General features: G+C 58.7%; 24 protein-coding genes. 20 read left to right on the top strand and 4 right to left on the bottom strand.

All coding sequences use genetic code 11. The annotated features are described in order from the left end of the window. The first annotated feature begins 782 nt into the window (after nt 1–782). The 14 genes from Q5Y71_RS09300 (at nt 783) to Q5Y71_RS09365 (ending at nt 15,986) form a co-directional block, all read left to right on the top strand. Nucleotides 783–1,394 (top strand): phosphoribosylanthranilate isomerase, encoded by a 612-nt coding sequence (locus Q5Y71_RS09300; protein WP_306041873.1) that lies wholly within the window; start codon nt 783–785, stop codon nt 1,392–1,394. 181 nt (nt 1,395–1,575) lie between these two features. Beyond that, entirely contained in the window at nt 1,576–2,793 is a 1,218-nt protein-coding gene (gene trpB, locus Q5Y71_RS09305) for a tryptophan synthase subunit beta (RefSeq protein ID WP_306041875.1), read from the top strand. 92 nt (nt 2,794–2,885) lie between these two features. Next, a complete protein-coding gene (gene trpA, locus Q5Y71_RS09310) occupies nt 2,886–3,695 on the top strand; it encodes a tryptophan synthase subunit alpha (protein WP_306041876.1) in 810 nt (269 codons plus the stop codon). Nucleotides 3,696–3,855: 160 nt separating this feature from the next. Then, nucleotides 3,856–4,710 carry an acetyl-CoA carboxylase, carboxyltransferase subunit beta gene (accD, locus tag Q5Y71_RS09315; RefSeq protein ID WP_306041878.1) on the top strand — a complete coding sequence of 285 codons (855 nt, stop codon included), beginning with the start codon at nt 3,856–3,858 and terminating at the stop codon, nt 4,708–4,710. Between the two features lie 82 nt (nt 4,711–4,792). Further along, nucleotides 4,793–6,076: a bifunctional tetrahydrofolate synthase/dihydrofolate synthase gene (gene folC / locus Q5Y71_RS09320; RefSeq protein WP_306041880.1), complete on the top strand. Its 1,284-nt coding sequence runs from the start codon at nt 4,793–4,795 to the stop codon at nt 6,074–6,076. Further along, nucleotides 6,045–6,698, top strand: a complete 654-nt coding sequence (locus tag Q5Y71_RS09325) for an SPOR domain-containing protein (RefSeq protein WP_306041883.1) — start codon at nt 6,045–6,047, stop codon at nt 6,696–6,698. Before folC ends, Q5Y71_RS09325 begins: the two co-directional genes overlap by 32 nt. A 248-nt stretch (nt 6,699–6,946) precedes the next feature. After that, nucleotides 6,947–7,441: a CvpA family protein gene (locus Q5Y71_RS09330; protein ID WP_306041884.1), complete on the top strand. Its 495-nt coding sequence runs from the start codon at nt 6,947–6,949 to the stop codon at nt 7,439–7,441. 43 nt (nt 7,442–7,484) lie between these two features. Next, a complete protein-coding gene (gene purF, locus Q5Y71_RS09335) occupies nt 7,485–8,972 on the top strand; it encodes an amidophosphoribosyltransferase (RefSeq protein ID WP_306041886.1) in 1,488 nt (495 codons plus the stop codon). A gap of 98 nt (nt 8,973–9,070) precedes the next feature. Further along, nucleotides 9,071–10,252: an O-succinylhomoserine sulfhydrylase gene (locus tag Q5Y71_RS09340; RefSeq protein WP_306041887.1), complete on the top strand. Its 1,182-nt coding sequence runs from the start codon at nt 9,071–9,073 to the stop codon at nt 10,250–10,252. Between the two features lie 177 nt (nt 10,253–10,429). Continuing rightward, nucleotides 10,430–11,341 carry a MoxR family ATPase gene (locus tag Q5Y71_RS09345; RefSeq protein WP_306041889.1) on the top strand — a complete coding sequence of 304 codons (912 nt, stop codon included), beginning with the start codon at nt 10,430–10,432 and terminating at the stop codon, nt 11,339–11,341. Between the two features lie 4 nt (nt 11,342–11,345). Then, on the top strand, nt 11,346–12,323 hold the full coding sequence (locus Q5Y71_RS09350) for a DUF58 domain-containing protein (protein WP_306041891.1): 978 nt from the start codon (nt 11,346–11,348) through the stop codon (nt 12,321–12,323). Further along, nucleotides 12,323–14,353, top strand: a complete 2,031-nt coding sequence (locus tag Q5Y71_RS09355; protein ID WP_306041893.1) for a DUF3488 and transglutaminase-like domain-containing protein — start codon at nt 12,323–12,325, stop codon at nt 14,351–14,353. Before Q5Y71_RS09350 ends, Q5Y71_RS09355 begins: the two co-directional genes overlap by 1 nt. 3 nt (nt 14,354–14,356) lie before the next feature. Then, nucleotides 14,357–15,598, top strand: a complete 1,242-nt coding sequence (locus tag Q5Y71_RS09360; RefSeq protein WP_306041895.1) for an MFS transporter — start codon at nt 14,357–14,359, stop codon at nt 15,596–15,598. Nucleotides 15,599–15,686: 88 nt separating this feature from the next. Further along, on the top strand, nt 15,687–15,986 hold the full coding sequence (locus Q5Y71_RS09365; RefSeq protein WP_306041959.1) for a DUF3175 domain-containing protein: 300 nt from the start codon (nt 15,687–15,689) through the stop codon (nt 15,984–15,986). A 30-nt stretch (nt 15,987–16,016) separates the two neighbouring features. Here the strand turns inward: Q5Y71_RS09365 and sppA are convergent, their stop codons facing one another. The 4 genes from sppA to arsC all read right to left on the bottom strand — a co-directional run bounded on the left by sppA (nt 16,017) and on the right by arsC (nt 19,297). Beyond that, nucleotides 16,017–17,885 carry a signal peptide peptidase SppA gene (gene sppA / locus Q5Y71_RS09370; RefSeq protein WP_306041896.1) on the bottom strand — a complete coding sequence of 623 codons (1,869 nt, stop codon included), beginning with the start codon at nt 17,883–17,885 and terminating at the stop codon, nt 16,017–16,019. An 85-nt stretch (nt 17,886–17,970) separates the two neighbouring features. Beyond that, entirely contained in the window at nt 17,971–18,318 is a 348-nt protein-coding gene (locus Q5Y71_RS09375; protein WP_306041898.1) for a DUF2069 domain-containing protein, read from the bottom strand. Beyond that, nucleotides 18,315–18,953, bottom strand: a complete 639-nt coding sequence (gene wrbA / locus Q5Y71_RS09380) for an NAD(P)H:quinone oxidoreductase (RefSeq protein WP_306041900.1) — start codon at nt 18,951–18,953, stop codon at nt 18,315–18,317. Before wrbA ends, Q5Y71_RS09375 begins: the two co-directional genes overlap by 4 nt. Further along, complete coding sequence (gene arsC, locus Q5Y71_RS09385; RefSeq protein WP_306041902.1) at nt 18,953–19,297, bottom strand: arsenate reductase (glutaredoxin); 345 nt, start codon at nt 19,295–19,297, stop codon at nt 18,953–18,955. The genes wrbA and arsC overlap by 1 nt, the downstream gene beginning before the upstream one ends. 127 nt (nt 19,298–19,424) lie before the next feature. Here arsC and Q5Y71_RS09390 point away from each other — a divergent pair, with 127 nt between their 5' ends. From Q5Y71_RS09390 to Q5Y71_RS09415, 6 genes are all read left to right on the top strand, one after another. After that, nucleotides 19,425–20,813: a YihY family inner membrane protein gene (locus Q5Y71_RS09390; protein WP_306041905.1), complete on the top strand. Its 1,389-nt coding sequence runs from the start codon at nt 19,425–19,427 to the stop codon at nt 20,811–20,813. Nucleotides 20,814–20,826: 13 nt separating this feature from the next. Continuing rightward, nucleotides 20,827–21,189 carry a TlpA disulfide reductase family protein gene (locus Q5Y71_RS09395; protein WP_306041907.1) on the top strand — a complete coding sequence of 121 codons (363 nt, stop codon included), beginning with the start codon at nt 20,827–20,829 and terminating at the stop codon, nt 21,187–21,189. 117 nt (nt 21,190–21,306) lie between these two features. Further along, nucleotides 21,307–22,671, top strand: a complete 1,365-nt coding sequence (locus tag Q5Y71_RS09400; RefSeq protein WP_306041909.1) for an L-cystine transporter — start codon at nt 21,307–21,309, stop codon at nt 22,669–22,671. Nucleotides 22,672–22,854: 183 nt separating this feature from the next. After that, nucleotides 22,855–23,400, top strand: coding sequence for a glycine zipper 2TM domain-containing protein (locus tag Q5Y71_RS09405; protein WP_306041911.1), 546 nt, complete (start codon nt 22,855–22,857; stop codon nt 23,398–23,400). 64 nt (nt 23,401–23,464) lie between these two features. Further along, nucleotides 23,465–23,782 carry a PepSY domain-containing protein gene (locus tag Q5Y71_RS09410; protein ID WP_306041912.1) on the top strand — a complete coding sequence of 106 codons (318 nt, stop codon included), beginning with the start codon at nt 23,465–23,467 and terminating at the stop codon, nt 23,780–23,782. A 46-nt stretch (nt 23,783–23,828) separates the two neighbouring features. After that, nucleotides 23,829–24,503, top strand: a complete 675-nt coding sequence (locus tag Q5Y71_RS09415) for a response regulator transcription factor (RefSeq protein WP_301417499.1) — start codon at nt 23,829–23,831, stop codon at nt 24,501–24,503. The last annotated feature ends 10 nt before the right edge of the window (nt 24,504–24,513 follow it).

Below are 24,513 nucleotides of genomic sequence, written 5' to 3' on the forward strand. Positions count from 1 at the left end.
AATACGATGCCAATCTATCTACCGTGCCAGGACCTGACTTTTCGATTGCTTGCGCACCCAAACTATTTAACAAAACATTCAATAAAAGTAATACTGTTGATTTTCTTTTCATTTTTTTCTCTAGTTCATTGAAATTTAATTGCCTGACTTTGGGACGGACTTGGAACTGCGAAGCAGCGGAAAGGGCGTGTCAGAGCCGAAGGGGCGACAACAGCCGTTTGTTAACAGTTTACGTAGAGCAGTAACCAACAATCTTTATTGCTTAGTCCTTAAAAATATTTGTGGGTCCCAGCCCCTTTCCTTCAGGGCTTACCCTATCCTCGCCGGGTGGTGTTCGCCCACCTGCGAGAGGGGAGTGACCACCGTAGACAGCCAAGGACTACACCGCGCAAGCGGCTGCATTTTCCCTAGACTGACGAATTTGGCAGAAAATCGCAAAGTGTTTCTATTGGCGTGTTTCGGGTATGGTATTTTTTGTATACAAGTGGTCTACAAAGCAGTGGTCCAACCGATGCAGCTCACAGGCTATCGTGAATCAATATCATTGGCCCTGCGCAACTGGGGGTTGATATGCTCCCGCGCTGGAATGTCAAATCCCCATGTTCCGATTGTCATGAGCCGTGGGGGTCTATGATCAGCAAGGAATGAGGCGTGGGGGGCTGGAGATGGGGAGGGCAGAATGAAAGCGTGTATCCAAGACCCCGTTTCAGGCCCTGTACCAATCTGCTAGTATCCCGAATCCCCCATTTCTGTTGGCCGCCCGGATGGCTTCAGGTTAAACGATGCAAGTAAAGATTTGCGGCATAACCCGTGTTGAGGATGCCCTTGGGGCTGTTGATGCCGGTGCGGATGCGCTGGGTCTGGTGTTCTACAAGGCGAGCCCGCGCTATATTGGCTTTCAGACTGCTGCTGCTATTGCCGCTGCGGTGCCTCCCTTTGTTACCCTCACCGGCCTGTTTGTGGATGCTGCCCAGAGCGAGGTGGACCAGGCACTGGAGTGTGTACCGCTCAACCTCTTGCAGTTCCATGGCGAGGAAGGCGCGCGCTATTGTGAGCAGTTTCGACGGCCCTATATCAAGGCCCTGCGTATGAGAGAGGGTCTGGATGTATCCGCAGCAATGGCACAACATCCCAAGGCACGGGGCTTCCTGTTGGACGCCTATTGCCCAGGTGTTCCCGGAGGCACCGGAGCGACCTTTGACTGGGACAGGGTGCCGCAAAACAGCGGCTGCCCGATTGTCCTCGCCGGTGGCCTGAAGGCGGAGAATGTCGCTGCGGCAATCGCTGCTGCCCGCCCCCAGGGGGTGGATGTCAGTGGTGGGGTAGAGCAGTCGCCGGGCCTAAAAGACTCGCGCAAAGTCAGTGCCTTTATCCGTGCGGCGAAGGGCCACTAGGCCGGTAAACCAGGGCTCGATAAGTGGCACTGGGCAGTGCGGCCGGCCGCAGCCGGCGCGGGGCTGAAAAGACCAGCAGATCCACGCCTCTGCGCCAGTCTTTACAGGTGACATTCAGGGTTCAGGGCAAACCCTTTGCAGGTGGGGAATAAAATACCCCAGAGATCGACGGAGTAGTAATGTGAATAAGCCAGATGCTATTGATTTCTCCACTTTTCCGGATGCTAGCGGGCATTTCGGCCCCTATGGCGGCCGCTTTGTTTCGGAGACGCTGGTCAGCGCACTGGATGAATTGCAGGCGATGTACAGTCGCCTGAAAGAGGATCCGGAATTTATCGCCGCCTTTGACCGCGATCTGGCCCACTATGTAGGGCGGCCATCGCCGCTGTATCTTGCCGAACGCTTGTCAGAACAGGCCGGTGGCGCGCGGATCTGGCTTAAACGCGAAGATCTCAACCACACCGGTGCGCACAAGATAAACAATACGGTTGGTCAGGCCCTGCTGGCCAAGCACAGCGACAAGACCCGGGTCATTGCCGAGACCGGGGCTGGCCAGCACGGTGTGGCGTCGGCTACGGTCGCCGCGCGCCTTGGGCTGCAGTGCACCGTGTATATGGGCTCGGAAGACGTAAAGCGCCAGTCCCCCAATGTATACCGTATGAAGTTGCTTGGCGCCGAAGTGGTGCCGGTGGAATCCGGTTCCAAAACCCTCAAGGACGCCATGAATGAGGCCATGCGCGACTGGGTCACCAATGTGGATAATACTTTTTATATCATCGGCACCGCAGCAGGCCCCCATCCGTACCCGCAGTTGGTGCGGGATTTCAACGCCATTATCGGCCGTGAGGCGCGCAGCCAGAGTCTGGTGCAGTTTGGCCGCTTGCCCGATGCCCTGGTGGCCTGCGTTGGCGGCGGGTCTAATGCCATCGGTCTGTTTCACCCTTTCCTGAATGCGGCCGAAGTGCAGATGTATGGCGTCGAGGCCGGTGGCGAGGGGCTGGCTTCCGGTCGGCACGCGGCCCCCCTGAATGACGGTATTCCCGGAGTGCTGCACGGTAACCGCACTTACCTGATGGAGGATGAGGACGGCCAGATTATCGAGACCCATTCGGTATCTGCGGGGCTCGACTACCCGGGGGTGGGTCCAGAACACGCCTGGCTGAAGGATATCGGGCGGGTCCACTATGTCACCGCTGATGATACAGAGGCGCTCGACGCTTTCCGGCGCCTCACCCGTACCGAGGGCATACTGCCGGCGCTGGAGTCCAGCCATGCGGTGGCTTACGCGCTGAAACTGGCGGCTACTATGGCACCGAAGCAGAATATCGTTGTGAACCTCTCCGGTCGCGGCGACAAGGATATTTTTACCGTTGCCGCAATCGACGGGATTGAGGTTTAACCATTCCAAAACCACTTTACAGTGCCGGTTTGGGGTGCGCAAAATCGATTGAATGCCCTGGTATCAGGCCGGGAGTAGCTCAGGGAATACATGTGATAGAACAAAACAGAATTGATCGCCGCTTTGCTGCGCTGGGCAGGGAGGGCCGCAAGGCCCTGGTAACTTACCTCGTTGCCGGGGATGGCGGGCTCGGGAATACAGTTCCCTTGATGCACCAGTTGGTGGCGAGTGGCGCGGATGTGATTGAGTTGGGGGTGCCTTTTTCCGACCCCATGGCGGAGGGGCCAGTGATCCAGAAAGGCCATGAGCGGGCCCTGGCCAATGGCGCCTCGCTACGCAAGTGCCTGGCACTGGTGCAGGAATTTCGCCAGAGGGATGATGTGACTCCGGTGATCCTGATGGGCTACGCCAACCCCATCCAGCGCATGGGTGAGCGCGCCTTTGCCGATGCCGCCTGTGAGGCCGGAGTTGACGGCGCGCTCACCGTGGATTTGCCGGCGGAGGAAGCGGGGCCACTCAATGCGCTGTTGGCGGAGCGCGGTCTGCGCACTATTTTCCTGCTGACGCCCACCACCAGTGATGCGCGTATCCGGGAGATTTCCGCGCTGGCCAGTGGTTTTGTTTACTATGTATCCCTAAAAGGGGTTACCGGAGCCGGCCATCTGGACTTGGACTCTGTACGTGATCAGTTAGCCCATATTCGCCGTTTTACCGGCCTGCCCCTGTGCGTGGGCTTTGGTATCAAGGATGGCGCATCGGCGCAGGCTGTCAGCGCCTACGGTGAGGGTGCGGTCGTGGGCAGCGTATTGGTGTCGGCGATTGGTAGGGCACCGGACGCGACAGCCGCGAGGGAGCGGGTTGGGGCGATTGTCGGCGAAATACGCCAGGCCCTGGACCGGTAAGCGCGGTCCTGTGTTTAGGCACAGGACTGGCCAAAAAGCCAAAAACAGCGGCTGATGTGGCCGGGTTTGGTGTTCGACTTAGTGTTTTAATTCGCAGCCTGAAACTCACCGGTCGGTACAATGCACCGGCCTACTGGAAGCATCCGGATTTGGAAACGAGATGAGCTGGTTAGAGAAGATTGTTCCCGCTGTCATTCGCACCGAGCGCCGCACCGGCGGCAGCAAGGTGCCGGAGGGTGTGTGGAGAAAGTGTGTCAAGTGTGATGCGATGCTTTATCGCCCGGAGCTGGAGCGCAATCTGGATGTTTGCCCCAAGTGTAATCACCATATGCGCATTGGTGCCCGACGCCGGCTGGATATCTTTCTCGACGAGGCGGGACGGGAGGAACTGGCCAGCGATGTGCTACCCGTGGATCGCCTGAAGTTCAAGGATGTGAAGAAATACAAGGACCGCCTGGTGCAAGCGCAAAAATCTACCGGGGAAAAGGACGCGCTGGTGGCCATGCTGGGTACCCTGGAGGGGGCACCACTGGTTGCAGTGGCGTTTGAGTTCGCTTTTCACGGCGGTTCCATGGGCTATGTGGTGGGAGAGCGATTTACCCGTGCGGCCCAGCGTGCCCTGGAGGAGCGGATACCGCTAGTGTGCTTTTCTGCGACCGGCGGCGCGCGGATGCAAGAGGCGTTGATCTCATTGATGCAGATGGCAAAGACCTCCGCGGTGCTTGAAAAGCTGAAGATGGCGGGGGTGCCCTATATCTCCATTATGACCGATCCGGTCTACGGCGGTGTCTCCGCATCCCTGGCGCTGCTGGGGGATATCAACGCAGCTGAGCCCGGTGCCCGCGCCGGTTTTGCCGGGCCCAATATCATTGAGCAGACTATTCGCCAGAAGCTGCCCAAAGGGTTCCAGCGCAGTGAGTTTTTGCTGGAGCACGGCGCGATCGATCTGATCATTCCGCGCAGGGAGATGCGGTCAACGGTATCGCGCCTGCTGGGAAAGCTGAGCGGCCATTGATGCCCGGTTATGTCGTGGCCAGGCGGCCGCTGTGCCGATCGTTTTTACAACTGCGCTGGCCCCCCTTGTGACTTGCCCAACGATGCTCTCATTACAAGACTGGCTCTCCCGCCTGGAGCGCTTGCATCCCACTGAAATCGAGCTGGGTCTGGAGCGCGTCTCCCGTGTGGCCAGGGCTTTGGGCGTACAGAAGCCCGCACCCACGGTGATTACGGTTGCCGGAACCAATGGCAAGGGAACCTGTGTGGCTGTGATGGAAGCCCTTCTGTGCAGCGCCGGTCGATCTGTTGGCGCTTACAGCTCTCCGCATCTGTTGCGCTTTAATGAACGGGTGCGCATCAATGGCAGAGCGGTGCCTGATAAAGACCTGGTCAGGGCCTTCGAAGTGGTGGAGGCCGCCCGTGGCGAGACCAGCCTGACCTACTTTGAGTTCACCACCCTGGCGGCCCTGTGGCTTTACCAGCGTGCCGGCATCGAGTTCGCACTGCTGGAAGTGGGCCTCGGGGGGCGCCTGGACGCGGTCAATCTGGTGGATACGGATCTGGCTATTATCACCAGTGTGGCCATGGATCATGAGGACTGGCTGGGCAGCGATCGGGAAATGATTGGGAGCGAAAAGGCCGGAATTTTGCGACCGGGTATCCCCTTTGTCTGTGCGGACAGGGCACCGCCGCGATCCGTTGTGTCCGCAGCGGAAAATCTCGCTGGTTTCAGCTACTTTATTGATCGGGATTTCACTGTAGCGGCTGGCAGTGGCGGGGGCCTCTATCGGTTTGGCGCGCTGACGCTGACAATCCCGCCCATCAACTTGTCCTATGCCAGCACTGCTGCTGCAATCACTGCCCTGGCACTGCTCAATGCATTGCCACAACAGGGCATCGGGGCCGTATTGTCCCGTATAGCACTGCCGGGACGCTGTCAGCAGGTGCAGTGGCGTGAACGCACCTTGTTGCTGGATGTTGGCCACAACCCCGCCGCTGCGGCTCACCTGGCGCGCTGGCTGGAATCCCACCGGGTGACGGGGGAGACCCATGCCCTGGTGGCAGCCATGGCGGATAAGAACCTGAGTGGTCTGTTTGCCCCACTGACACTCCTGGTAGACCGATGGCACCCGGCATTGTTGCCGGACAATATCCGCGCTGCGGGGGCAGGGGCTCTCTGTTCTGGTCTGCGAGCGGCGGGTATTGAGGTAACGAAAGTGGATAGCCGCTGTCCAACGGTTGCCACTGGGTTGCAACAGCTGCTGCTGACTATAGGGCCGCAGGACAGGTTGCTTGTATTTGGATCCTTCTTTACTGTGGCGGAAGTTCTGCAGCAGATACGAGACGAGGGTAATGGAGAATTGCGAGGACAAGTCCTCTCCTAGGGGACGGCTGAATGACGGTTTCAAGCAGCGTATTGTCGGTGCGCTGGTGCTTGTCGCTCTCGCTGTGATCTTCCTGCCGAGCCTTTTGGATCGCGAAGCCGCGAAAGGCTATATCAGTGAAGTGAGCCAGATTCCCTCAGAACCGGATATTCACCCCATCGAGATTGCCAAGCCGGAGCCTGTGGTGGATGTGGCCCCGGCGCCCGCGCCTGAGGCGGCCTTCCAACCGGCTGTGCCCGAGCAGTTTTCCAATCCGCCGGCGCTGGCTGAACAGAACACCGGTTCTCCGCCTGCCGACAAACAGGCCCAGGACAGCCCTGCACTCAGCACCAATACCTCCACTGTTCCCAGCAAGGGCGCTTCGCCCCTGGCGGATGCCCAGGGCCTGCCAATGGCCTGGGTTGTACAGGTGGCCTCTTATCGGGAGGCCACTCGGGCGGAGCAACTGCGTATACGCTTGATGGATAAAGGTTACCGGGCCTACACTCGCACTGTGCAGACCGACAAGGGGCGTCTGGTGCGGGTCTTTGTCGGGCCCAAGATCAATAAGGCGGATGCCCAGGTCCTGAAACGCAAACTGGATACTTTGCTGCAGACGCAAACCCTGATTCTGCGTTTTTAAGGTTCTGTACATATATGATCGCGGTACCCCCCTCTGCCTGGGCATCAGCAGGGTGTGAGGGCACCGGTTTGCGGTTGTGTGTTTGCATTTTTATTCGGTAAAAACTCATGGCTGTATGGCGAATCGCCCAAGGAGCTTTGTTCCTGGGGGATTAAATTCCAGTGGGTTGGCCTACAGCTTCACGCGCTTGGTCCCATAAGTTAGAATGCGCGCTCTTTGCGGCAACAGCCGCCACGCAGGTGGGTTGAATGAATTGGGCTGACTGGATCATTCTGGCAATTGTGGGTATCTCCACGCTCATCGGGCTCGGTCGGGGTTTTGTGCGTGAAACCCTGTCACTACTCACCTGGGTCGCCGCTTTTATTGTCGCCATGCTGTTTCGAGACCAGTTGGCGCCACTGCTTTCCAATCTCGTCGATACCCCTTCCCTGCAGGTGATTACCGCTTTTGCCATCCTGTTTTTCGGCACGCTATTAGTTGGTGCCGGTCTGAATACGATGCTCTCCGCTTTTGTCGAGTCCACCGGTTTATCCGGCACCGACCGGGTGCTGGGGGTGCTGTTTGGCCTGGTGCGTGGCAGTATTGTAGTGATGGCCCTATTGATACTGGCGCCGGCGCTGGTACCGGTGGAACAGGACAGTTGGTGGGGGGATTCGGTGTTGATTGCCCATTTCCTTGAGTTCGAGGGCAGTACGCGGGCGCTGGCCAAGTCCGTCATGGACTTCTTCGTAACGTTGTTTTAATCGGCTGCTAGCGCCGCTTTCTCGATCAAGTAAGGTCAAAACTATGTGTGGTATTATCGGTGTCGTCGGTAAGAGTGACGTCAATCTGCAGCTCTATGATGGCCTCACCCTATTGCAACACCGGGGGCAGGATGCCGCCGGCATCGTGACCTGTGACGATGACCGCTTGAACCAGCAGAAAGCCAATGGTCTGGTGCGCGATGTATTCCGCGCGCGCCATATGGAGCGTTTGAAGGGTAATTTCGGCATTGGTCATGTGCGCTATCCCACGGCGGGCAGTTCCGGTCCCGCACTGGCGCAGCCGTTCTATGTGAACTCCCCCTACGGCATTGCCATGGCTCACAATGGCAATCTGACCAATATGCGAGAAGTGGTGGACGAGATCTTCCAGCAGGACCTGCGCCATATCAATACTGATTCCGATTCCGAAGTCCTGCTGAATGTCTTTGCCCACGAGCTGCACAAACTGCACAAGCTGCAGCCCAAAGCGGATGATATTTTCACTGCCATGCGCGGTGTGCATAAGCGCGTGCGCGGTGCCTATGCCTGTGTGGCCCTGATTGTGAGTTACGGCATCGTCGCCTTCCGCGACCCCAACGGCATCCGCCCGCTGGTGTATGGGAAACGTGAAACGGAAAAGGGTACCGAGTATATGGTGGCTTCCGAATCCGTGGCCCTGGACGTGCTCGGTTACACCCTGGTGCGGGACGTGGCGCCCGGTGAGGCGATTTATATCGAGCTGGACGGCACAGTGCACTCCGAGCAGTGTGCCGGGGACCCGTATCTGACTCCCTGTATTTTTGAACATGTGTACTTCGCGCGCCCGGACTCCATTATGGACGGTGTGTCTGTACACAAGGCGCGCCTGCGCCAGGGCGAGCACCTGGCAGACAAAATTCTGCGCCTGTGCCCGGACCACGATGTCGATGTGGTGATCCCCATCCCCGATTCCGCCCGCACTGCCGGCCAGACAGTGGCTCACCGCCTGGGTGTGAAGTTCCGTGAAGGTATGGTGAAAAACCGCTATATCGGCCGTACCTTTATCATGCCCGGACAGAGGCAGCGCAAAAAATCCGTGCGCCAGAAGCTCAATGCGATCGAACTGGAATTCCGCGGCAAGAATGTCCTGCTGGTGGATGACTCCATTGTGCGCGGCACCACCTGCAAGCAAATTATACAAATGGCCCGCGATGCCGGTGCCGCGAAGGTGTATTTCGCCAGCGCCGCCCCCGCGGTGAAATACCCCAATGTATACGGTATCGATATGCCATCCGCCAATGAACTGGTGGCCCACGGCCGCACCACCGAGGAGATTTGTGCGGAGATCGGTGCCGACTGGCTGATCTATCAGGATCTGGAGGATCTGGTACTCAGCTCCAGCAGCGGTAACCAGAAAATCGACCGTTTCGATTGCTCCGTGTTCGACGGCAACTACATTACCCGCGATGTGGACGATCAGTACCTCGACGACCTGCACGCGGCGCGCAACGACGACGCCAAGCACAAAAAGGTTGATACCAGTGCCCTGTAGGTGATCTCCAGCGCGCTCTTCACAGCAGAAGAGGGCGCCATAGAGCACCATTTCGGGTAAGATGACCGCTTCGGTAAATACTGACCGGGAAGCGGTATATGCTTGAAGACGACAGTTACGCTCTGGAAACCCTGGCGGTGCGCGCCGGGCAGGTCCGCTCGCCGGAGGGGGAGCACTCAGAGGCGCTCTATCTCACCTCCAGCTTCGTTTTTCCCTCCGCCGCGGAAGCCGCCAGGCGTTTTTCCGGCGAGAGTGCCGGAAACGTCTACTCCCGCTATACCAACCCCACCGTGCGCATGTTTGAAGCGCGCATCGCCGCTTTAGAGGGTGGCGAGGCCGCGGTGGCGACGGCCAGTGGCATGGCCGCCATTCTCAGTATTTGCATGGCCCTGCTGCAAAGCGGCGACAGCGTGGTCTGCTCCCGCAGTGTGTTCGGCACCACCACAGCGCTGTTCGGGCGCTATATGGAAAAATTCGGTGTGGGTGTGCGCTATGTGGATCTCACCGATATGGAGGCGTGGGAGCAGGCGGTGGATGCCTCCACCAGGCTGCTGTTTATGGAAACCCCCTCCAACCCGCTTTGCGAGGTGGCGGATATCCGCGCCCTGGCGGAAGTGGCCCACAGTGCCGGTGCACTACTGGTGGTGGATAACTGTTTCTGCACCCCGGCCCTACAGCGCCCACTGGCGCTCGGTGCCGATCTCGTGGTGCACTCCGCCACGAAGTTCCTCGATGGCCAGGGGCGCGCCCTGGGCGGTGTCGCCGTGGGCAGGGAGGCAGTCATAGACGAGTTGGTGGTTTTCCTGCGCACCGCCGGACCCAGTATGAGTCCGTTTAACGCCTGGGTGTTCCTCAAGGGGCTGGAGACGTTGAACCTGCGGATGCAGGCCCACTGTACCAACGCGTTGGATCTGGCCTGGTGGCTGGACGAGCAGGAGGTGGTGCAGCGGGTCAATTATACCGGCCTGCCCAAACATCCCCAGCACCGACTTGCCCGCGAGCAGCAGACCGCTTTTGGCGCGGTATTGAGTTTTACCGTGCGCGGTGGTCGCGAGCAGGCCTGGACAGTGATCGACAGCTGCAGAATCCTGTCCTGTACTGCCAACCTGGGTGATGCCAAGAGCACCATCGTGCACCCGGCCACCACCACCCACGGGCGCCTCAGTGAAGAAGATAAAAACCGTGCCGGCATCACGGAGAACCTGATCCGCATCTCCGTAGGGCTCGAGCATGTAGAGGACCTCAAGCGCGATCTGATGCGGGGGTTGTCCCGGCTGTAAGTGTCGCGATTTACCGCTAGCGCAGCGGGGGCGGGGCCCCTGCGCCTATGATGAATAGTGGGGCGACATCAACCGGTGCCGGAGGGGCGATTGGGTGGCCGTCCCTGCCGGTAATGGGGGAGCCGACACCGGGGCCGCAAAACGGCCAGAGCAATATTGAGCAGTAATGGATTTGCCGTGCAAAAAATAGTTTCCGCCGTCGTTTCCGATGTTGGCCGTGTCCTGTTGGGCAAAGAGCGCCAGGTACAGCTGGCGCTGGCCTGCCTGCTGTCCAGGGGCCACCTGCTGATTGAGGACCTGCCCGGCATGGGCAAGACCACCCTGGCGCACGCGCTGGCGCAGGTGCTGGGTCTCTCTTACAAGCGGGTGCAGTTCACCAGCGATATGCTGCCGGCGGATATCCTCGGTGTGTCGATTTTTGATCGGCAGTCGAGCCAGTTCCGTTTCCATGAAGGCCCGGTGTTCAGCCAGGTGCTGCTGGCCGACGAGATCAACCGCTCCTCGCCGAAAACCCAGAGCGCCCTGCTGGAAGCCATGGAGGAGGGCCAGGTCAGCGCCGATGGTGAGACGCGAATGCTGCCACAGCCGTTTTTTGTCATCGCCACCCAGAACCCACTGCAGCAGTCGGGTACCTTTCCCCTGCCGGAATCCCAACTGGACCGCTTCCTGATGCGGATCAGCCTCGGCTATCCCACCCGTGAAGCGGAGCGGGCCCTGTTCCTGGGCACTGACCCCCGTCGGCAACTGGCCGAAATACAACCGCGCATTGATATCAGCACCCTGAAGAAAATGCAGCATCTGGTGGGGCGGGTGAAAACCTCTGAAAGCCTGCTGGATTACCTGGAGCGGCTGGTACTGTACACACGCCGGAGCCCCGACTGCACCGTGGGTCTGTCGCCGCGGGGTGCCCTGGCGCTGTTGTGTGCGGCGAAAGCCTGGGCCCTGATCCACAACCGTGGCCATGTGCTGCCGGAGGATATACAGGCGGTTCTGCCCTCCGTAGCCGGACACCGCCTGCAGAGCGACAGTGGCAATGGCGACCAGCTGGTGGAGCGCCTGATGCGCCAAGTGGATATTATCGCGGCCTGAGCAGATGAGTGTGACCCGCAATACCGCAGGTAACCCTTTCCGCGCGTTGGCCGAGCGCTGGCTCAACCGGCGTGCGCCCCGCGCCCGCGCCATCGCCCTCAATCACCGCCGCCTGTTTATTCTCCCCACCCGCGCGGGGCTCGGGTTCCTGCTGATGATCGCACTGTTGTGGCTGCTGGCCACCAACTACGAGAATAATCTGGTATTTGCCCTGACCTTTTTACTGGTTAGTGCTTTTGTGATTTTACCGGTACACACCTTCGCCAACCTGACGGGTTTACATTTGCAACTGCTGGGCACCCGCCCGGCTTTTGCCGGGGATTTTACCGAGGCGAATATCAATGTCCGCCGCGAAGGCAAGCGTAAACGGGAGTGGATACAGCTGGGTTGGCCGCCGGAAGAGGGGAGGTATGTGGACCTGTGTGATCAAGCCGGCACAGATGTCTGCATTGCCATGCCCGTGGTGGCGCGGGGGCGGGTACAGGCTCCGCGCCTGCGTATCGAGAGCCGCTTTCCCCTGGGCCTGTTTTGCTGCTGGAGTTGGCTCGACCTGGATATCGAGTTTCTGGTGTACCCGCGGCCGGTATCTGCCGGTCCACTCCCTGTGGGTGCCGCCCAGAGTGAGGGCGAGAGTGGCGAGGTGCGCCGCGGGCACGATGACCTCAACGCCCTCAAGCCGTACCAGCCCGGCGATTCACTGCGCCACCTGGCCTGGAAGCAATACGCCGCCGGGCGCGACCTCTACAGCAAGGAGTACGAGAGCCGCACTGACGGGCGTCTGTGGCTGGACTGGGAGTTGCTCGACGGGCGGGATGTGGAAACCCGCCTGAGTAACCTGTGCCATTGGGTGCTGCAGGCGGAGAGACAGCAGCTTGCCTACGGCCTGCGCCTGCCCGGTACCCGTATTGCGCCTGCCCTGGGGCCGAAACATCAGCAACAGGTACTTCGAGCCCTGGCCCTGTTTCCGAAGTGGGGGAGCTGATGGCGAGCGCCAGGGAATGGTTGCCCCTCGAGAGCCTGGTGTGGATTTTTACCGCGCAGTTTGTCGCCCTGCTACCCCAGTTCACCCAGTTGCCCCTGTGGATTCCCTTTGCCTGGGCTTTTGCAGTTTACTGGCGCCTGGAGGTTTTCCGTGGGCGTCGCGACCTGCCTGGACGCACCCTGAAACTACTGGTGATTTTGCTGACCACAGCGGGACTGTCACTATCCTACCGACGCTGGTTTGCACTGGAACCCATGGTGGCGCTGCTGGCGCTGTCGCTCACCCTGAAAAACCTGGAGCTGGTGAGCCGCCGTGACGCTTTTGTCAGTCTGCTGCTGGCCTATTTCGTGGCGGCGACACTGTTTGTACGGGAGCAGACCATCCCATTTGCCCTCTACGGTCTGCTCTGTGTGGTGGTGATTACAGCCGCATTAGCTGCACAGTTGGGGGGCTTCAGTGCGCGCCCGCGCCGGGCCTTGGGTCTCTCAACCCGTCTGCTGGCCCAGGCCGCACCGCTGATGCTGTTGCTGTTTGTGGCGATGCCGCGCCTGGGGCCACTCTGGTCTGTGCCCCAGGACACTGCCGCGGGGCGTACCGGGGTGAGCGATTCCATGGCGCCGGGGGATTTTACCCGCCTGTCCAAATCCGACAAACCGGTGTTGCGCATCGCTTTCGACGGCCCCATACCGCCGCCGGAACAGCGCTACTGGCGCGGGCTGGTCTACTCCGAATTCGATGGGCGCACCTGGCGCCAGGGTTTTGCTGTCGACCCCCGCAATGGGGGGCGGGTGTATTGGAAAAGCGGTGAGCGGTCCCTGCCACAAGTGGGCCCGCGCTATCGCTACCAGGTGATCCAGGAGGCGAGCCGTGACCCGTGGCTGTTCGCACTGGCGCGCCCGGCTTCCGACAGTGCCGGGGTGGGGGCCACCACCGATGATCGCTTGGTCAAGCGCACGCCGGTTTTCAACCGCTTTGCCTATGACGTGCGCTCCTGGCCCAGGGATTCCCAACCTGCGCCGGTGCCACTCAGCAGCGCCGAGCGGCGTCGCAATCTGCAGCTGCCTCCGACCGGCAATGCGCGCACTCGCGCGTGGGTGGCGCGCCTGCGCCGGCAGGGCCTGGGTGCCAGTGATATTTCCGCACAGTTGCTCGCGCGCTACAACCGCGAGTTCACCTACACACTGAGTCCCCCGGCTTTGGGTAGCGATAGTGTGGACGCGTTTCTGTTCGACAGCCGCCAGGGTTTCTGTGAGCATTTTGCCAGCAGCTATGTTTTTGCCATGCGCGCAGCGGGGGTACCGGCGCGGGTGGTGGCCGGCTACCAGGGCGGGGAATGGGTGAGCGGCGAGGAGTACCTGCTGGTACGGGAATACGATGCCCACGCCTGGGCGGAGGTCTGGTACCAAGGGCGCGGTTGGCAGCGGATTGACCCGACAGCGGCGGTAGCACCGGAACGGGTGCGCGACGGCCTGGAAAGTGCGGCAGGTGTAGAATTTATGCAGGATGCCCTGCTGCCCTGGCACCGTGTGGATATTCTGATGAAACTGCGCCTGCAGTGGGACAGGATCAACTACCGTTGGTACCAGACAGTCGTAAGCTTTGATGGGGACAGGCAGCGGGATTATCTGCAACGCCTGTTGGGCAAGATTTCCCCGCTGCGTATGGCGCTGTTACTCGCCGTGCCGACTGCAGTGGTACTGCTGGGTCTGCTGCTATGGATTTGGCGCGGTGGTCAGGGGGGCAAGCTGTCCCCGGCAGAACGCCTCTATGATAAATTCTGCCGGCGTATGGCGCGCGCAGGATTGGTGCGCGGCACTGGCGAGACACCGCGGGACTATGCGCAGCGTATCGGCGAGGCCAGACCGCAGCTAGCAGCCCTGGCCCAAGGTGTCACCGACGCTTTCGAGGGCGCGGCTTACGGTGAAGATCAGGCCGCGCTGAACGCTTTGCGCCGGCTGTTGCGCTGGCGTCTTATGTTGCCTGGATTGATCCAGCGCGCGCGCGATGGACAGGCGCTGACAGAGCACTAATCCTTGGACAACCTCTCTCTCAAGATGCCGCTCAGGCTGCAGCGATTCCTCCTGGGTTACAGCGGTACTTCCCTGGCCACCGGTCTGCAGGTGATCCTGTTGCCCTGGATCGCCCTCACGGTGGTGAATCTGCCGGCGTTACAATTGGGTTGGGTACAGGCATCGGTGTTGTTGCCGAATCTGCTCCTGCTGCTGTTTGGGGGTGCCGTGGCGGACCGGCGCGATCCCGCCGTGGTATCGGCGCTGGCCTGCTTCGGCCTGGCTTTGTGCCACACAGCGCTGCTGCTGTGCTTCACCCTGTTTGTTATCAGTTTGCCGGTGCTGCTGGCCTATGGCATTTGTCTTGGGATCTGCAGCGCTTTTTTACAGCCGTCACGGGACAACCTGGTACAGCGCAGTGCCCGCAATCCAAAGGGGCGGTCATCGGAGCGGTGTGTGCAGACAACGGTTACCTGGATGATGCTGGCCCAGTACGGTGGCCAGGCTGCCGGTATGTTGCTGGCCAGTCGTTTTGACCAGTGGGGACTGGGGTCCCTTTTGGGGGTGCAGATTGCGGCGTTGCTGCTCTCTGCAGTTTTCCTCCTCTCACTTCGGGAGCGCGGTGTCAGTGTGGCTGTGGTGGAACAACGCCCGCATGCACTGATTCTCGACGGTCTTTCGCAGACCTGGCGGCGTCCGGTACTCCGCGAACTCACAGCATTGATGGCGTTTAACGGGTTTGTGCACATCGGCGTTTTCCTGGTAGTGCTGCCACTGCTGGCTGAGGGCTACGGTCGCGGCGCCAGTTATTATGCAACGCTACAGCTGGCCTTTGTGGCCGGTACGGTCACCGCCACAGTGACCATGTTACGCCGTGGCCAGGGTCCGGAGCCGGGGCGGGGTATCCTGATGTGCCTGCTTTACAGTGCGGCTCTGTTGGTTGCCATTAGTTTCGGACCCACGCCTCTGGGCCTGATCTTGCTGTGCCTTTGCTGGGGTGCTGTTGCAGCGGCCTCTGCGGGGTTGGGACGCGGTATCGTCCAGTTGCTGGCACCGGCGGATTACCGCAGTCGGATCATATCCATTTACCAGCTAGCCCTGTTTGGTTCTGCAGCGCTCGGTGCTCTGGCGGCGGGTGTGTTGAGCGAATACGCAGCGCCTCTCACCACCCTGCTGTGGGCTGGTATCCTGAGTTTTGTGGCGTTTGTGCTGGCGGCGGTAAGCGGGGCGCTGCGCCGAATAAAAGTACCCGATAGTACAGCGTGATGACAGCCGTCAGAGAGCATGGGCAACTGCCAAGCGCACACCCTACTATTGGCAGTGAAGCCCGGTTTGTTGGAGGTTTTTGTTGAGTGTGGTGAAAAGTAAAAATACCAGTAGCAATTGGTCTGAGCGGGTGACGCGCAGCAGTCATGCCTTGGATTTGGGCGAAGGACTGTTCAGCCTGGATGACCCAAGAGCCATTGCGCGGACATTGAAAAGGGCGGCCGAGACCCGTGGGCAGCGCAAATCTGACCCCTACCGTTCCGCCATGGCTATGCTGACGTTCTATATCAATCGTGCAGGCAAGCGCTTGCCTGCGCACAGGCGCCGGGTACTGAAAGCGGCCAAGGCCGAATTGCGCGGGCTTTATGGGCGTGAGCGCCGGCATTGAACCGGCGCAGCACGGGATGGCTTACGGAACTCAGGGCGCCTGGCAGGGCAGGCAGCGCAGATAAAGGGCGCGGGGGTCGCGATAGCTTTGCAGTTTGGCAATTGGCGCCAACACAGGCTGTACGCTGTTCAACCAAGCCCCTAAAGGCAGGTTGGCTTCAAGGCGTGCGGCGAGCTGTGCGTCCACATTGTCACTCAGGGCACGCAGAAACTTTTCGCCTGGGGTCATATCTCGCTGGATCTCTACGATATCGTATTCTTCAACGCCAGCAAGTTGTGCTGCGTCGGCGACGGCATCACTGAGATTGCCCAGGTCATCCACCAGTCCCAGCTTCTTTGCGGCGCGCCCGGTCCACACCTGTCCCTGGGCAATTTTGTGCACTTCTTTCGGGGTGCTGCCTCGGGCTTCGGCGACAATGCGCAGAAAGCGTGCGTAGGTGTTGTCGACCCCCTGTTGCAGTATGCTGGCGGCCGCTTCCGAGAGGGGGCGGTCCAGGCGCATGCTTCCGGCCAGGTCCGTGGTGCCCACGCCATCGGTGTAAATACCGATGGATTCAAGGGAGTCCTCAAAGGTTGGGAAGGCGCCGAATACGCCGATTGAACCTGTGATGGTGGCGGGGGAAGCCCAGATGCGGTCGCCAGCGGTGGCGATCCAGTATCCACCAGATGCAGCCACGCTGCCCATGGAAATCACCACTGGAATATCCGCTTCGCGGGTGGTTAGCAGTTCCTGCCGAATTTCCTCCGAGGCGAAGGCGGAACCGCCACCGCTATCGATACGCAGTACCAGGGCATCCACTTTCTTCTCGCGCGCCTGGGCAATCAGCTTGCCCAGACTCTTGCTGCCAATTCTGCCGGCGGGGGCCTGGCCATCGACAATGGTGCCACTGGCGGTGATTAGACCGACTTTGCTGGATTGCTGGAGTTTCCTGGCGGTGTCGGCGAGGGTGTGGCTGCGCAGATAATTAAGGGCATCGATGGATTTGTATCTGCGTTTGTTTTTTTCATCCTCGCCGATGGCTTTTTTCAGTTCTTCCATGGCCTCGTTGCGGCTGGCGAGTTGATCCACCAATTTATTGGCCAGTGCCGCCTCGGCCCAGCTGCCCCCGTGCTGCGACAGCTTCTGAGGCAGCTCGTCGATAAACAAATCGATACTCTCGGCGGGCAGGTTGCGTAGACCGGTCACCTGCTCGGTGTATTCACCCCAGAGTTCGCGCAACCAGCGCTGGTTGTTCTCGCGAGAGGCGGGGGACATGTTGTCGCGGGTGTAGGGCTCGATAAAGTCCTTGTAATCCCCCACACGGAACACATGGAAATTCACCTTCAGCTTGTCCAGCGCGCTTTTTACATAATTGCGGTAGACGCCAAAACCGGTGAGTATCACCGAGCCCATAGGGTTTAGATAGACCTTGTCGGCGTGGCTGGCGAGAAAATACTGGGCCTGGGTATAGTTGTCCCCCACCGCGTAAATGGGCTTGCCGGCGGCTTTAAAGCGCTGCAGAGAGGCGCCAATTTCGTCCAGTTTGCTGAGGCTGCCCCCCACCATCTGATCCATTTCCAGTACCAGTGAGGAGATGCGCTTGTCCTTGGCGGCATGGTCGATTGCATCGACCAGATCTTTGACGCGGACCTCCATAGGGCTGTTTGAGCCTCCCAGGAAGATTGGCAGCGTGGCGGGTTGGGAGAGTTCATCCACAAGAAAGCCGCTGGGCGCCACGCGCAGAGCGGCGCCCTGGGGGACTGCCAGTTGGTCGTCCTTGCTGAAGATGGCGATACCGAGAAACAAGAGCACCAACAGGAACAGCAGGTTGGTGAACACACGTCTCAACCAAGTAATGGAAGCGCCAATAGCACTGAAAAAACTGCGCACTAGGCCTTTTTTGGGGGGTGAATCAGTCAAACTTCAAAACTCCTTAGCGCGTTGGGGGTTCAGTCGTTTTCGCGCATCTTTCTTTTGAATCATAGGTAGGGTGTCCGCCAGGGGGCTACTGCAGGCGATGCCAGCGACTGCTCATCATTGCAGAAAAGAATAGAATAAGGCTTAAGACCAGCATGGCGCCATCCTGCCAGCCGCGTGTAGGCATCATTACGTCGACAATACCGGTGGTGATGTACAAAAGCAGGATGAAACAAAGCCATAGATAGCTGCGGTAGCGTTGTTGAATCAGGCCGGGCAACACCAGCAGTAGCGGTAGGGTCTGTATGCACCACAGCGGTAGGGAACCGCCCTCCAAAAACAGGTTCCACACCGCAAACAGCACCAACAGGCCGATATAACAGAACCAGTTGATGATCAGTGCCATTTTCAACTTGTACTGCACGGCATGGTTCACTGAGAGCCCCCAATCCCGCCACTGGCTGGTGTTTGTCGCAAAGCCCCGGCCAGCCTGCCGATGCGGGCACCGAGTGCCCGGCACAGGGTAATTTCATCCTCACTCAGTATGCTGGTACCGTCTCTGGCCCAGTGCGAGGCACCGTAGGGGGTGCCGCCTGTGTGGGTGCGATTCAGCCCCGCCTCGGAATAGGGGATACCGGCGATCAGCATGCCGTGGTGTAACAATGGCAGCATCATGGAGATAAGCGTGGTCTCCTGCCCGCCGTGCAGGCTGTTGCTTGAGGTAAATACCGCGGCGGGCTTGCCAGTCAGGCTGCCCTCCAGCCAGAGATCGCTGGTTTGATCGAGGAAATAGCGCATCGGTGAGGCCATATTGCCAAAGCGGGTGGGGCTGCCCATGAGCAGGCCGGCGCAGTGACGCAGATCCTCGAATGTACAGTAGGGGGCGCCCTCACTGGGTACCGGCGCCAAGCTGGCCTCGGTATCAGGAGATACACTGGGCACTGTGCGCAGGCGTGCGGTCATGCCCGATGACTCCACACCGCGGGCAAGCTCTGCACCCATACGCTCAGTGGCGCCGGTGCGGCTGTAATAGAGCACTAGAACATAGGCAGCCGGTAAACCCGCATCCATTACAGCAGCTCCAGTACCGCTTCCGGTGGGCGACCGATGGCAGCTTTTTCGCCCTTAACAACAACCGGGCGCTGGATCAGAATGGGATTCTGCACCATTGCATTGATCAGCTGTGCTTCACTCAGTGTTTTGTCTTGCAGGTTCAACTGCCTGTAAAGTGGCTCTCCGTGACGCATTAAGTCACGTGCGCCGGTGCCGAGCTTGGCAATTATCTCCTTGAGGATCTGTACCGACGGTGGTGTTTCCAGGTAGAGGACCACTTCCGGCTCCAGTCCTTGTTCCTGTAATAGCTGCAGGGTCTGGCGGGATTTTGAACAACGAGGGTTGTGGTAAATCGTCCACATCTTGGCGATATCCTGTTAATGTTTGGCGTATTCTAACCGAATAACCTTGCGGAGTTCTAAGCTTGGGCAAGTACTGCCCTGTTGTGCAAGCGTTCGCACAGCGCAAGATATCAAAACGGGAACCACCATGCGGAACTGGGTGAATCACTGGCGGCGTTTTGCGGTGTCACTGTGGACACTGTTCAACGAGAAGGGCTGCCAGCGGAGCGCGGCGGCCCTCACCTATATCACCCTGTTCGGGATAGTACCGCTGGTGACTGTGAGCTATGCGATGTTGTCGTTGTTTCCGGACTTTGCCGGCCTTCAGAGCAAGTTGCAGGAACAGATTTTTTCCCACTTCGTGCCCCAGAGCGGGCGTGAGGTGCAGGAATATATCAGCAGCTTTTCCACCCAGGCCCAGCGCCTCACCGGTGTGGGCATCGCCATGCTGATTATTACTTCCGGACTGACGCTGCGCAGTATCGAAGGAACCTTCAATTCCATCTGGGATGTATCCCGTGGACGCAGTGGGGTCTCCAGTTTCCTGCTCTACTGGGCGATACTCAGCCTGGGGCCGATTCTGTTGGGCGCGGGGTTGGCCACCAGTACCTATCTGTTGTCCCAGAAACTGTTTCTGGGCGGAGAGGATGGTTTGGGTTTGATGGCGGTTGCGTTGAGGCTGCTGCCTTTTATTTTTACCAGTGCCATCTTTACCCTGCTTTTTACCGCGGTACCCAACTGTTACGTGCCCCTGCGCCACGGGATTGAAGGTGGTGTTATTACCTCAATCGCCTTTGAAGTGATGAAATACCTGTTTGGAGTCATTGTTGCGCGCAGTTCGGTGCAGGCGATTTATGGGGCCTTTGCCTTTGTGCCGCTGTTTCTGCTGTGGATTTATCTGATGTGGATGCTGGTGCTGGCGGGCTGTGTGCTTGTGCGCACCCTTTCAATGTATCAGTCGGCGACTCAGGGGCGCCGGCATACGGACCTGGTGGCAACCCTGATTGTACTTTGGCAGCTGTATACCGGCGGCCGGCATGGGCAGCCTTTGCGCGAACGGGATATTGCCCTGGTGGGCATCAAGTTTGGCCAGTGGCGGCGCCTGAGCAAGGTACTGCAGGATCATGGCGTTCTTACCCGGACCGACAGGAATGATTATGTCCTGATGCGCGACCTGAACACTGTTCCACTGATGGAATTGACCGCCTGGCTCACCCCCCAGTGGATACCCGGTGACATTCCGGAGGACCTGCCAGGGTTGCGATGGTACAGCGAGGTGGAGCGGCGCCTTGCCAATACGCGAGATTTTGCCAGCGAACAACTCAGGGTTACTATTGGAGCGCTGTTCAAGGCTGCCTGTGATTGCGAAGATGCAGCGCAGCACGGTGTTGCGCCTGTGGGCGAGGCTGAAACTAATAGTGGTGAAGCAGCCCGGTATGAGGGGGGAAACGATGTGTCTGACAACGATAAAAGAAAAGCTGAAAAGCACCCTGGGGGCCGTCTTTCTGTGCTCGGTCGGCGCAATAAGCGCCTGTGATACAGACAGGGTTTTGAAAACTGTTGGTGGAGAACCGATTGATACGGAGGGAAAGATTCTACTGGTTAATTACTGGGCGCTGTGGTGCAAGCCTTGTCGTGAAGAGGTGCCGATACTGAACCAGTTTGCACAAAGCCAGGAAAATATTGTGGTAGTGGGGGTGAATTTTGATACCCTGCCGATTTCTGTCGTTACTGGGCAGATGGCCAAGCTGGGGATTGAATTTCCAGTGCTGTCCTCTGAGCCTGCCGGGCGTTGGGGGCAGCCCCGGCCCGATGTGTTGCCGACAACCCTGATTATCAATGCCGATGGCACTTGGAAAAAAACATTGGTAGGCCCCCAGACCGCTGCAGAGTTCAGGTTGGCACTGCAGTAATCTGTCCGATCCACGATGTACTGTATAAAACTATAACTATTGCAACTATAGGGCTTTGGCGCATCACTGATAGCATGCCGCCACTTTCCAGTTTGCCCGGGGTGGGATTCACATATCATGCATATCAGCTCCTTCGCTCTACTGTTTTTCTTTGCGGTTTTGTTATACGTCCTGCACCGCTGGCACAGTGGAACCGATTCTCTTGCACCGGCAGTCTTTGCCGGCCTGCTCCTCGGGTCTGTGTTCGGAGCAACGCTGCAGTTGTCACGGGGATGGGGAGCCATGCCCGGGGAGATTTTGCCGTGGATAGAGATGTTGGGAGACGGTTATGTGAGTTTGCTGTACATGCTGGTGATGCCCCTGGTGCTTACCTCTATTCTGGTAGCAGTGGTGAAGGTGAGTCACACCCAGGCATTGGGTAAAATCAGTGTTTCGGTGCTGGCGGTGTTACTGGGCACAACGGCAGTGGCAGGGCTGATTGGCGTGACTATGGCGGAGTTGTTCGGATTGTCCGTTGCTGGTTTGGTTGAGGGTAGTCGTGAGGCTGCACGGGCTGAAGTTCTCAATGAGCGCATCGGACGGGTGAGTGACCTCGCGATCCCGGAGATTATCGCCTCGTTTATCCCGCGCAATATTTTTCAGGACTTGACCGGAGACCGCTCTACTTCGGTGATTGCAGTGGTTATTTTCGCAGTGCTACTGGGACTTGCTGCACTGGCGGTGCGCCGCGAGTTCCCGCAAGAAGGGGCGGCTATAGAGCGCTTTGCGCATGTGGCACAGGTTTGGGTGATGAAACTGGTGCGCCTGGTCATGGCCTTCACACCCTATGGTGTAATGGCTTTGGTGGCCGGACTGATTGCCAAATCCAGTTGGGGCGATATTGTCAACTTGCTCGGCTTTGTACTGGCTTCCTTTTGTGCGATCGGCTTGATGTTTTTGGTGCATGGCCTGTTGTTATGGATCAACGGCGTAAACCCGCTGCATTACTTTACCAAGGTGTGGCCGGTGCTGGTATTCGCTTTCAGCTCCCGTTCCAGTGCCGCCACTATCCCGCTCAATGTGGAAACCCAGGTGGATCAGTTGCGCAACTCCCCGGCAATTGCCAATTTCTCCGCATCCTTTGGTGCGACCATAGGCCAGAACGGCTGCGCGGGGATTTATCCGGCGATGCTGGCTGCCATGGTAGCCGTGCCACTGGGGATCGATGTTTGGAATCCCCTGTGGCTGGGAACACTCATTGCCGTAGTGGTAATCAGTTCCTTTGGTATTGCCGGTGTGGGTGGCGGTGCCACTTTTGCCGCTCTGGTGGTTCTGCCTGCAATGGGCTTGCCAGTGACCATCGCAGCGCTATTGATATCCGTGGAGCCCCTGATCGATATGGCGCGGACGGCACTCAATGTAAATGGAGCCATTACAGCGGGGACATTGACCCAGCGCTGGCTGGGAGATGAGGTCCCCGGAGCAGAAGTTGTAGAGGGGTAACTGATCAGTATATAAAATCGGCTGAGTGGTCAACCTATGACTGGGAAAGGTATTTCCAGCAGGTAATTGGGTATTTGGTACGGGAGGGAGTTGGTTTCCCGTTGCCTGCCCGGTGTAATTCAGCGTCTATTCAGGCCGAGTTGCTTAATCTGACCCCCGTTGATAAATAGCGGGAGATTGATTGTGCAATGCTTTAAACAGCTTGTGGCCGGTGCGGCCATTGTGACACTGCTGAGTATGAGTGTTTCTGTCAAAGCGGGGCCGGGGGGCTATACAGGTTCCTATGATGCCGATATCTACGACTATGCACCGGTGACAGAAGTCATTCCCGTCTATACCGATGTACAGGTGCGCACACCGCGCACCCAATGCCGTGAGGAACAGGTAGCCTACCGTGAACCAGCGTCCCCCGCCGGTACCCTTGTCGGCGGCCTGATCGGCGCGGCAATTGGCAACAATCTGGGCAGCCGCCACCATCACCGCGGCGGTGCCACAGTGGCAGGGGCGGTGGTGGGTGCTCTGGTCGGCAACCAGATCAGTCGTACTAACGCGCCGGTTTACTACACTACGGAACCCCGCTGCCGGGTTGTGGATGAATTCACTACACGCAGGGAACTGGTCGGATACGATGTGCGCTATCGGTATAATGACCGGTCGTATCTGACCCGTACCGATCACCATCCTGGAGATAGCATCCGGGTTCGTGTCGCTGTCTCACCGGCGCCTTGAGTCAAAGCGAGGGCGGCCGGAGTCAGCCAAGGGTGGAAATTTGGATATCCACAGGAGCCGCATCGTGAAACCTAGCAGCACTTTTTTACGGACTTTTTTTCTAATAATTGCCCTGTTTCCCGGATTAGGTTCCGCCTCTGTGCGCGGTTTGCCGATTTCCGAACGGGAGGCGTACAAGCCTGAATACCATCATGTACAGGGGAGAGAGATTTCCCGTGAAGCGGCGGCCTCTCTGGTGAAACGGCGCTATGGAGGCAAAATACTGGCAATCTCTGAAACCCGTAGAAATGGACAGGCGGTGTACCGGGTAAAGGGGTTGTCGGATAAGAGTCAGGTTTATGTGGTCTATGTGGACAAGCAAAGCGGGCGCATCTCCCAATAAACGCCCGCTGCAACTACTCCAGACCAACTGTACGAAGGGAAAGCAAATGCGCGCACTTTTAGTCGAAGACGAAGCACTGCTCAGACAGCAACTGGCGCAATCGCTGCGCGATGCTGGCTACACGGTGGATGAGGCCCCCGATGGAGAGGAGGCGCTCTACCTGGGCCGCGAATATCCCTATGACATTGCGGTGATGGATCTGGGCCTTCCGAGAATGGACGGTATCCAAGTGATACAGAGTCTGCGCAGTGAAGAGAGGCATTTCCCCATATTGATTCTAACCGCCCGCGGTCACTGGCAGGAACGGGTGGCCGGGTTGGAGGCCGGCGGCGATGACTACTTGGTAAAGCCCTTTCATACAGAAGAGTTGCTGGCCCGACTCAATGCGCTGGTACGTCGCTCAGCGGGATTTTCCTCTCCCACCATCAAAGCCGGCCCCATAAGTCTGGACACCAGCTCCCAGCGGGTAGTGGCCAATGGTGTGGAGCTGGAGTTGACTTCTTTTGAGTACAAGGTGCTTGAATACCTGATGATGCACCCCGATGAGGTAGTTTCCAAAACCACCCTGACCGAACATATCTACGAACAGGATTGTGATCGTGACAGCAATGTGATCGAGGTGTTTATCGGACGCTTGCGCAAGAAAATCACTGCGACAACCCAGTGCAACCCTATCGAAACCCTGCGTGGGCGCGGCTATCGCTTTGTCATCCCCCGATAAGTCCGGATGC

Source organism: Microbulbifer sp. 2205BS26-8 (genome assembly GCF_030731025.1).
In the GTDB taxonomy this organism is placed as follows: Bacteria; Pseudomonadota; Gammaproteobacteria; order Pseudomonadales; family Cellvibrionaceae; genus Microbulbifer; species Microbulbifer spongiae.

What these genes read in the sequence shown, in the direction of transcription:
- accD (WP_306041878.1), top strand. Translation starts at nt 3,856, where the DNA reads ATGAGCTGGTTAGAGAAGATTGTTCCCGCTGTCATTCGCACCGAGCGC.
- Q5Y71_RS09350 (WP_306041891.1), top strand. Translation starts at nt 11,346, where the DNA reads ATGAGTGTGACCCGCAATACCGCAGGTAACCCTTTCCGCGCGTTGGCC.
- wrbA (WP_306041900.1), bottom strand. Translation starts at nt 18,953, where the DNA reads ATGGATGCGGGTTTACCGGCTGCCTATGTTCTAGTGCTCTATTACAGC.
- Q5Y71_RS09355 (WP_306041893.1), top strand. Translation starts at nt 12,323, where the DNA reads ATGGCGAGCGCCAGGGAATGGTTGCCCCTCGAGAGCCTGGTGTGGATT.
- arsC (WP_306041902.1), bottom strand. Translation starts at nt 19,297, where the DNA reads ATGTGGACGATTTACCACAACCCTCGTTGTTCAAAATCCCGCCAGACC.
- folC (WP_306041880.1), top strand. Translation starts at nt 4,793, where the DNA reads ATGCTCTCATTACAAGACTGGCTCTCCCGCCTGGAGCGCTTGCATCCC.
- Q5Y71_RS09300 (WP_306041873.1), top strand. Translation starts at nt 783, where the DNA reads ATGCAAGTAAAGATTTGCGGCATAACCCGTGTTGAGGATGCCCTTGGG.
- Q5Y71_RS09400 (WP_306041909.1), top strand. Translation starts at nt 21,307, where the DNA reads ATGCATATCAGCTCCTTCGCTCTACTGTTTTTCTTTGCGGTTTTGTTA.
- purF (WP_306041886.1), top strand. Translation starts at nt 7,485, where the DNA reads ATGTGTGGTATTATCGGTGTCGTCGGTAAGAGTGACGTCAATCTGCAG.
- Q5Y71_RS09390 (WP_306041905.1), top strand. Translation starts at nt 19,425, where the DNA reads ATGCGGAACTGGGTGAATCACTGGCGGCGTTTTGCGGTGTCACTGTGG.
- Q5Y71_RS09415 (WP_301417499.1), top strand. Translation starts at nt 23,829, where the DNA reads ATGCGCGCACTTTTAGTCGAAGACGAAGCACTGCTCAGACAGCAACTG.
- Q5Y71_RS09340 (WP_306041887.1), top strand. Translation starts at nt 9,071, where the DNA reads ATGCTTGAAGACGACAGTTACGCTCTGGAAACCCTGGCGGTGCGCGCC.
- Q5Y71_RS09325 (WP_306041883.1), top strand. Translation starts at nt 6,045, where the DNA reads ATGGAGAATTGCGAGGACAAGTCCTCTCCTAGGGGACGGCTGAATGAC.
- Q5Y71_RS09330 (WP_306041884.1), top strand. Translation starts at nt 6,947, where the DNA reads ATGAATTGGGCTGACTGGATCATTCTGGCAATTGTGGGTATCTCCACG.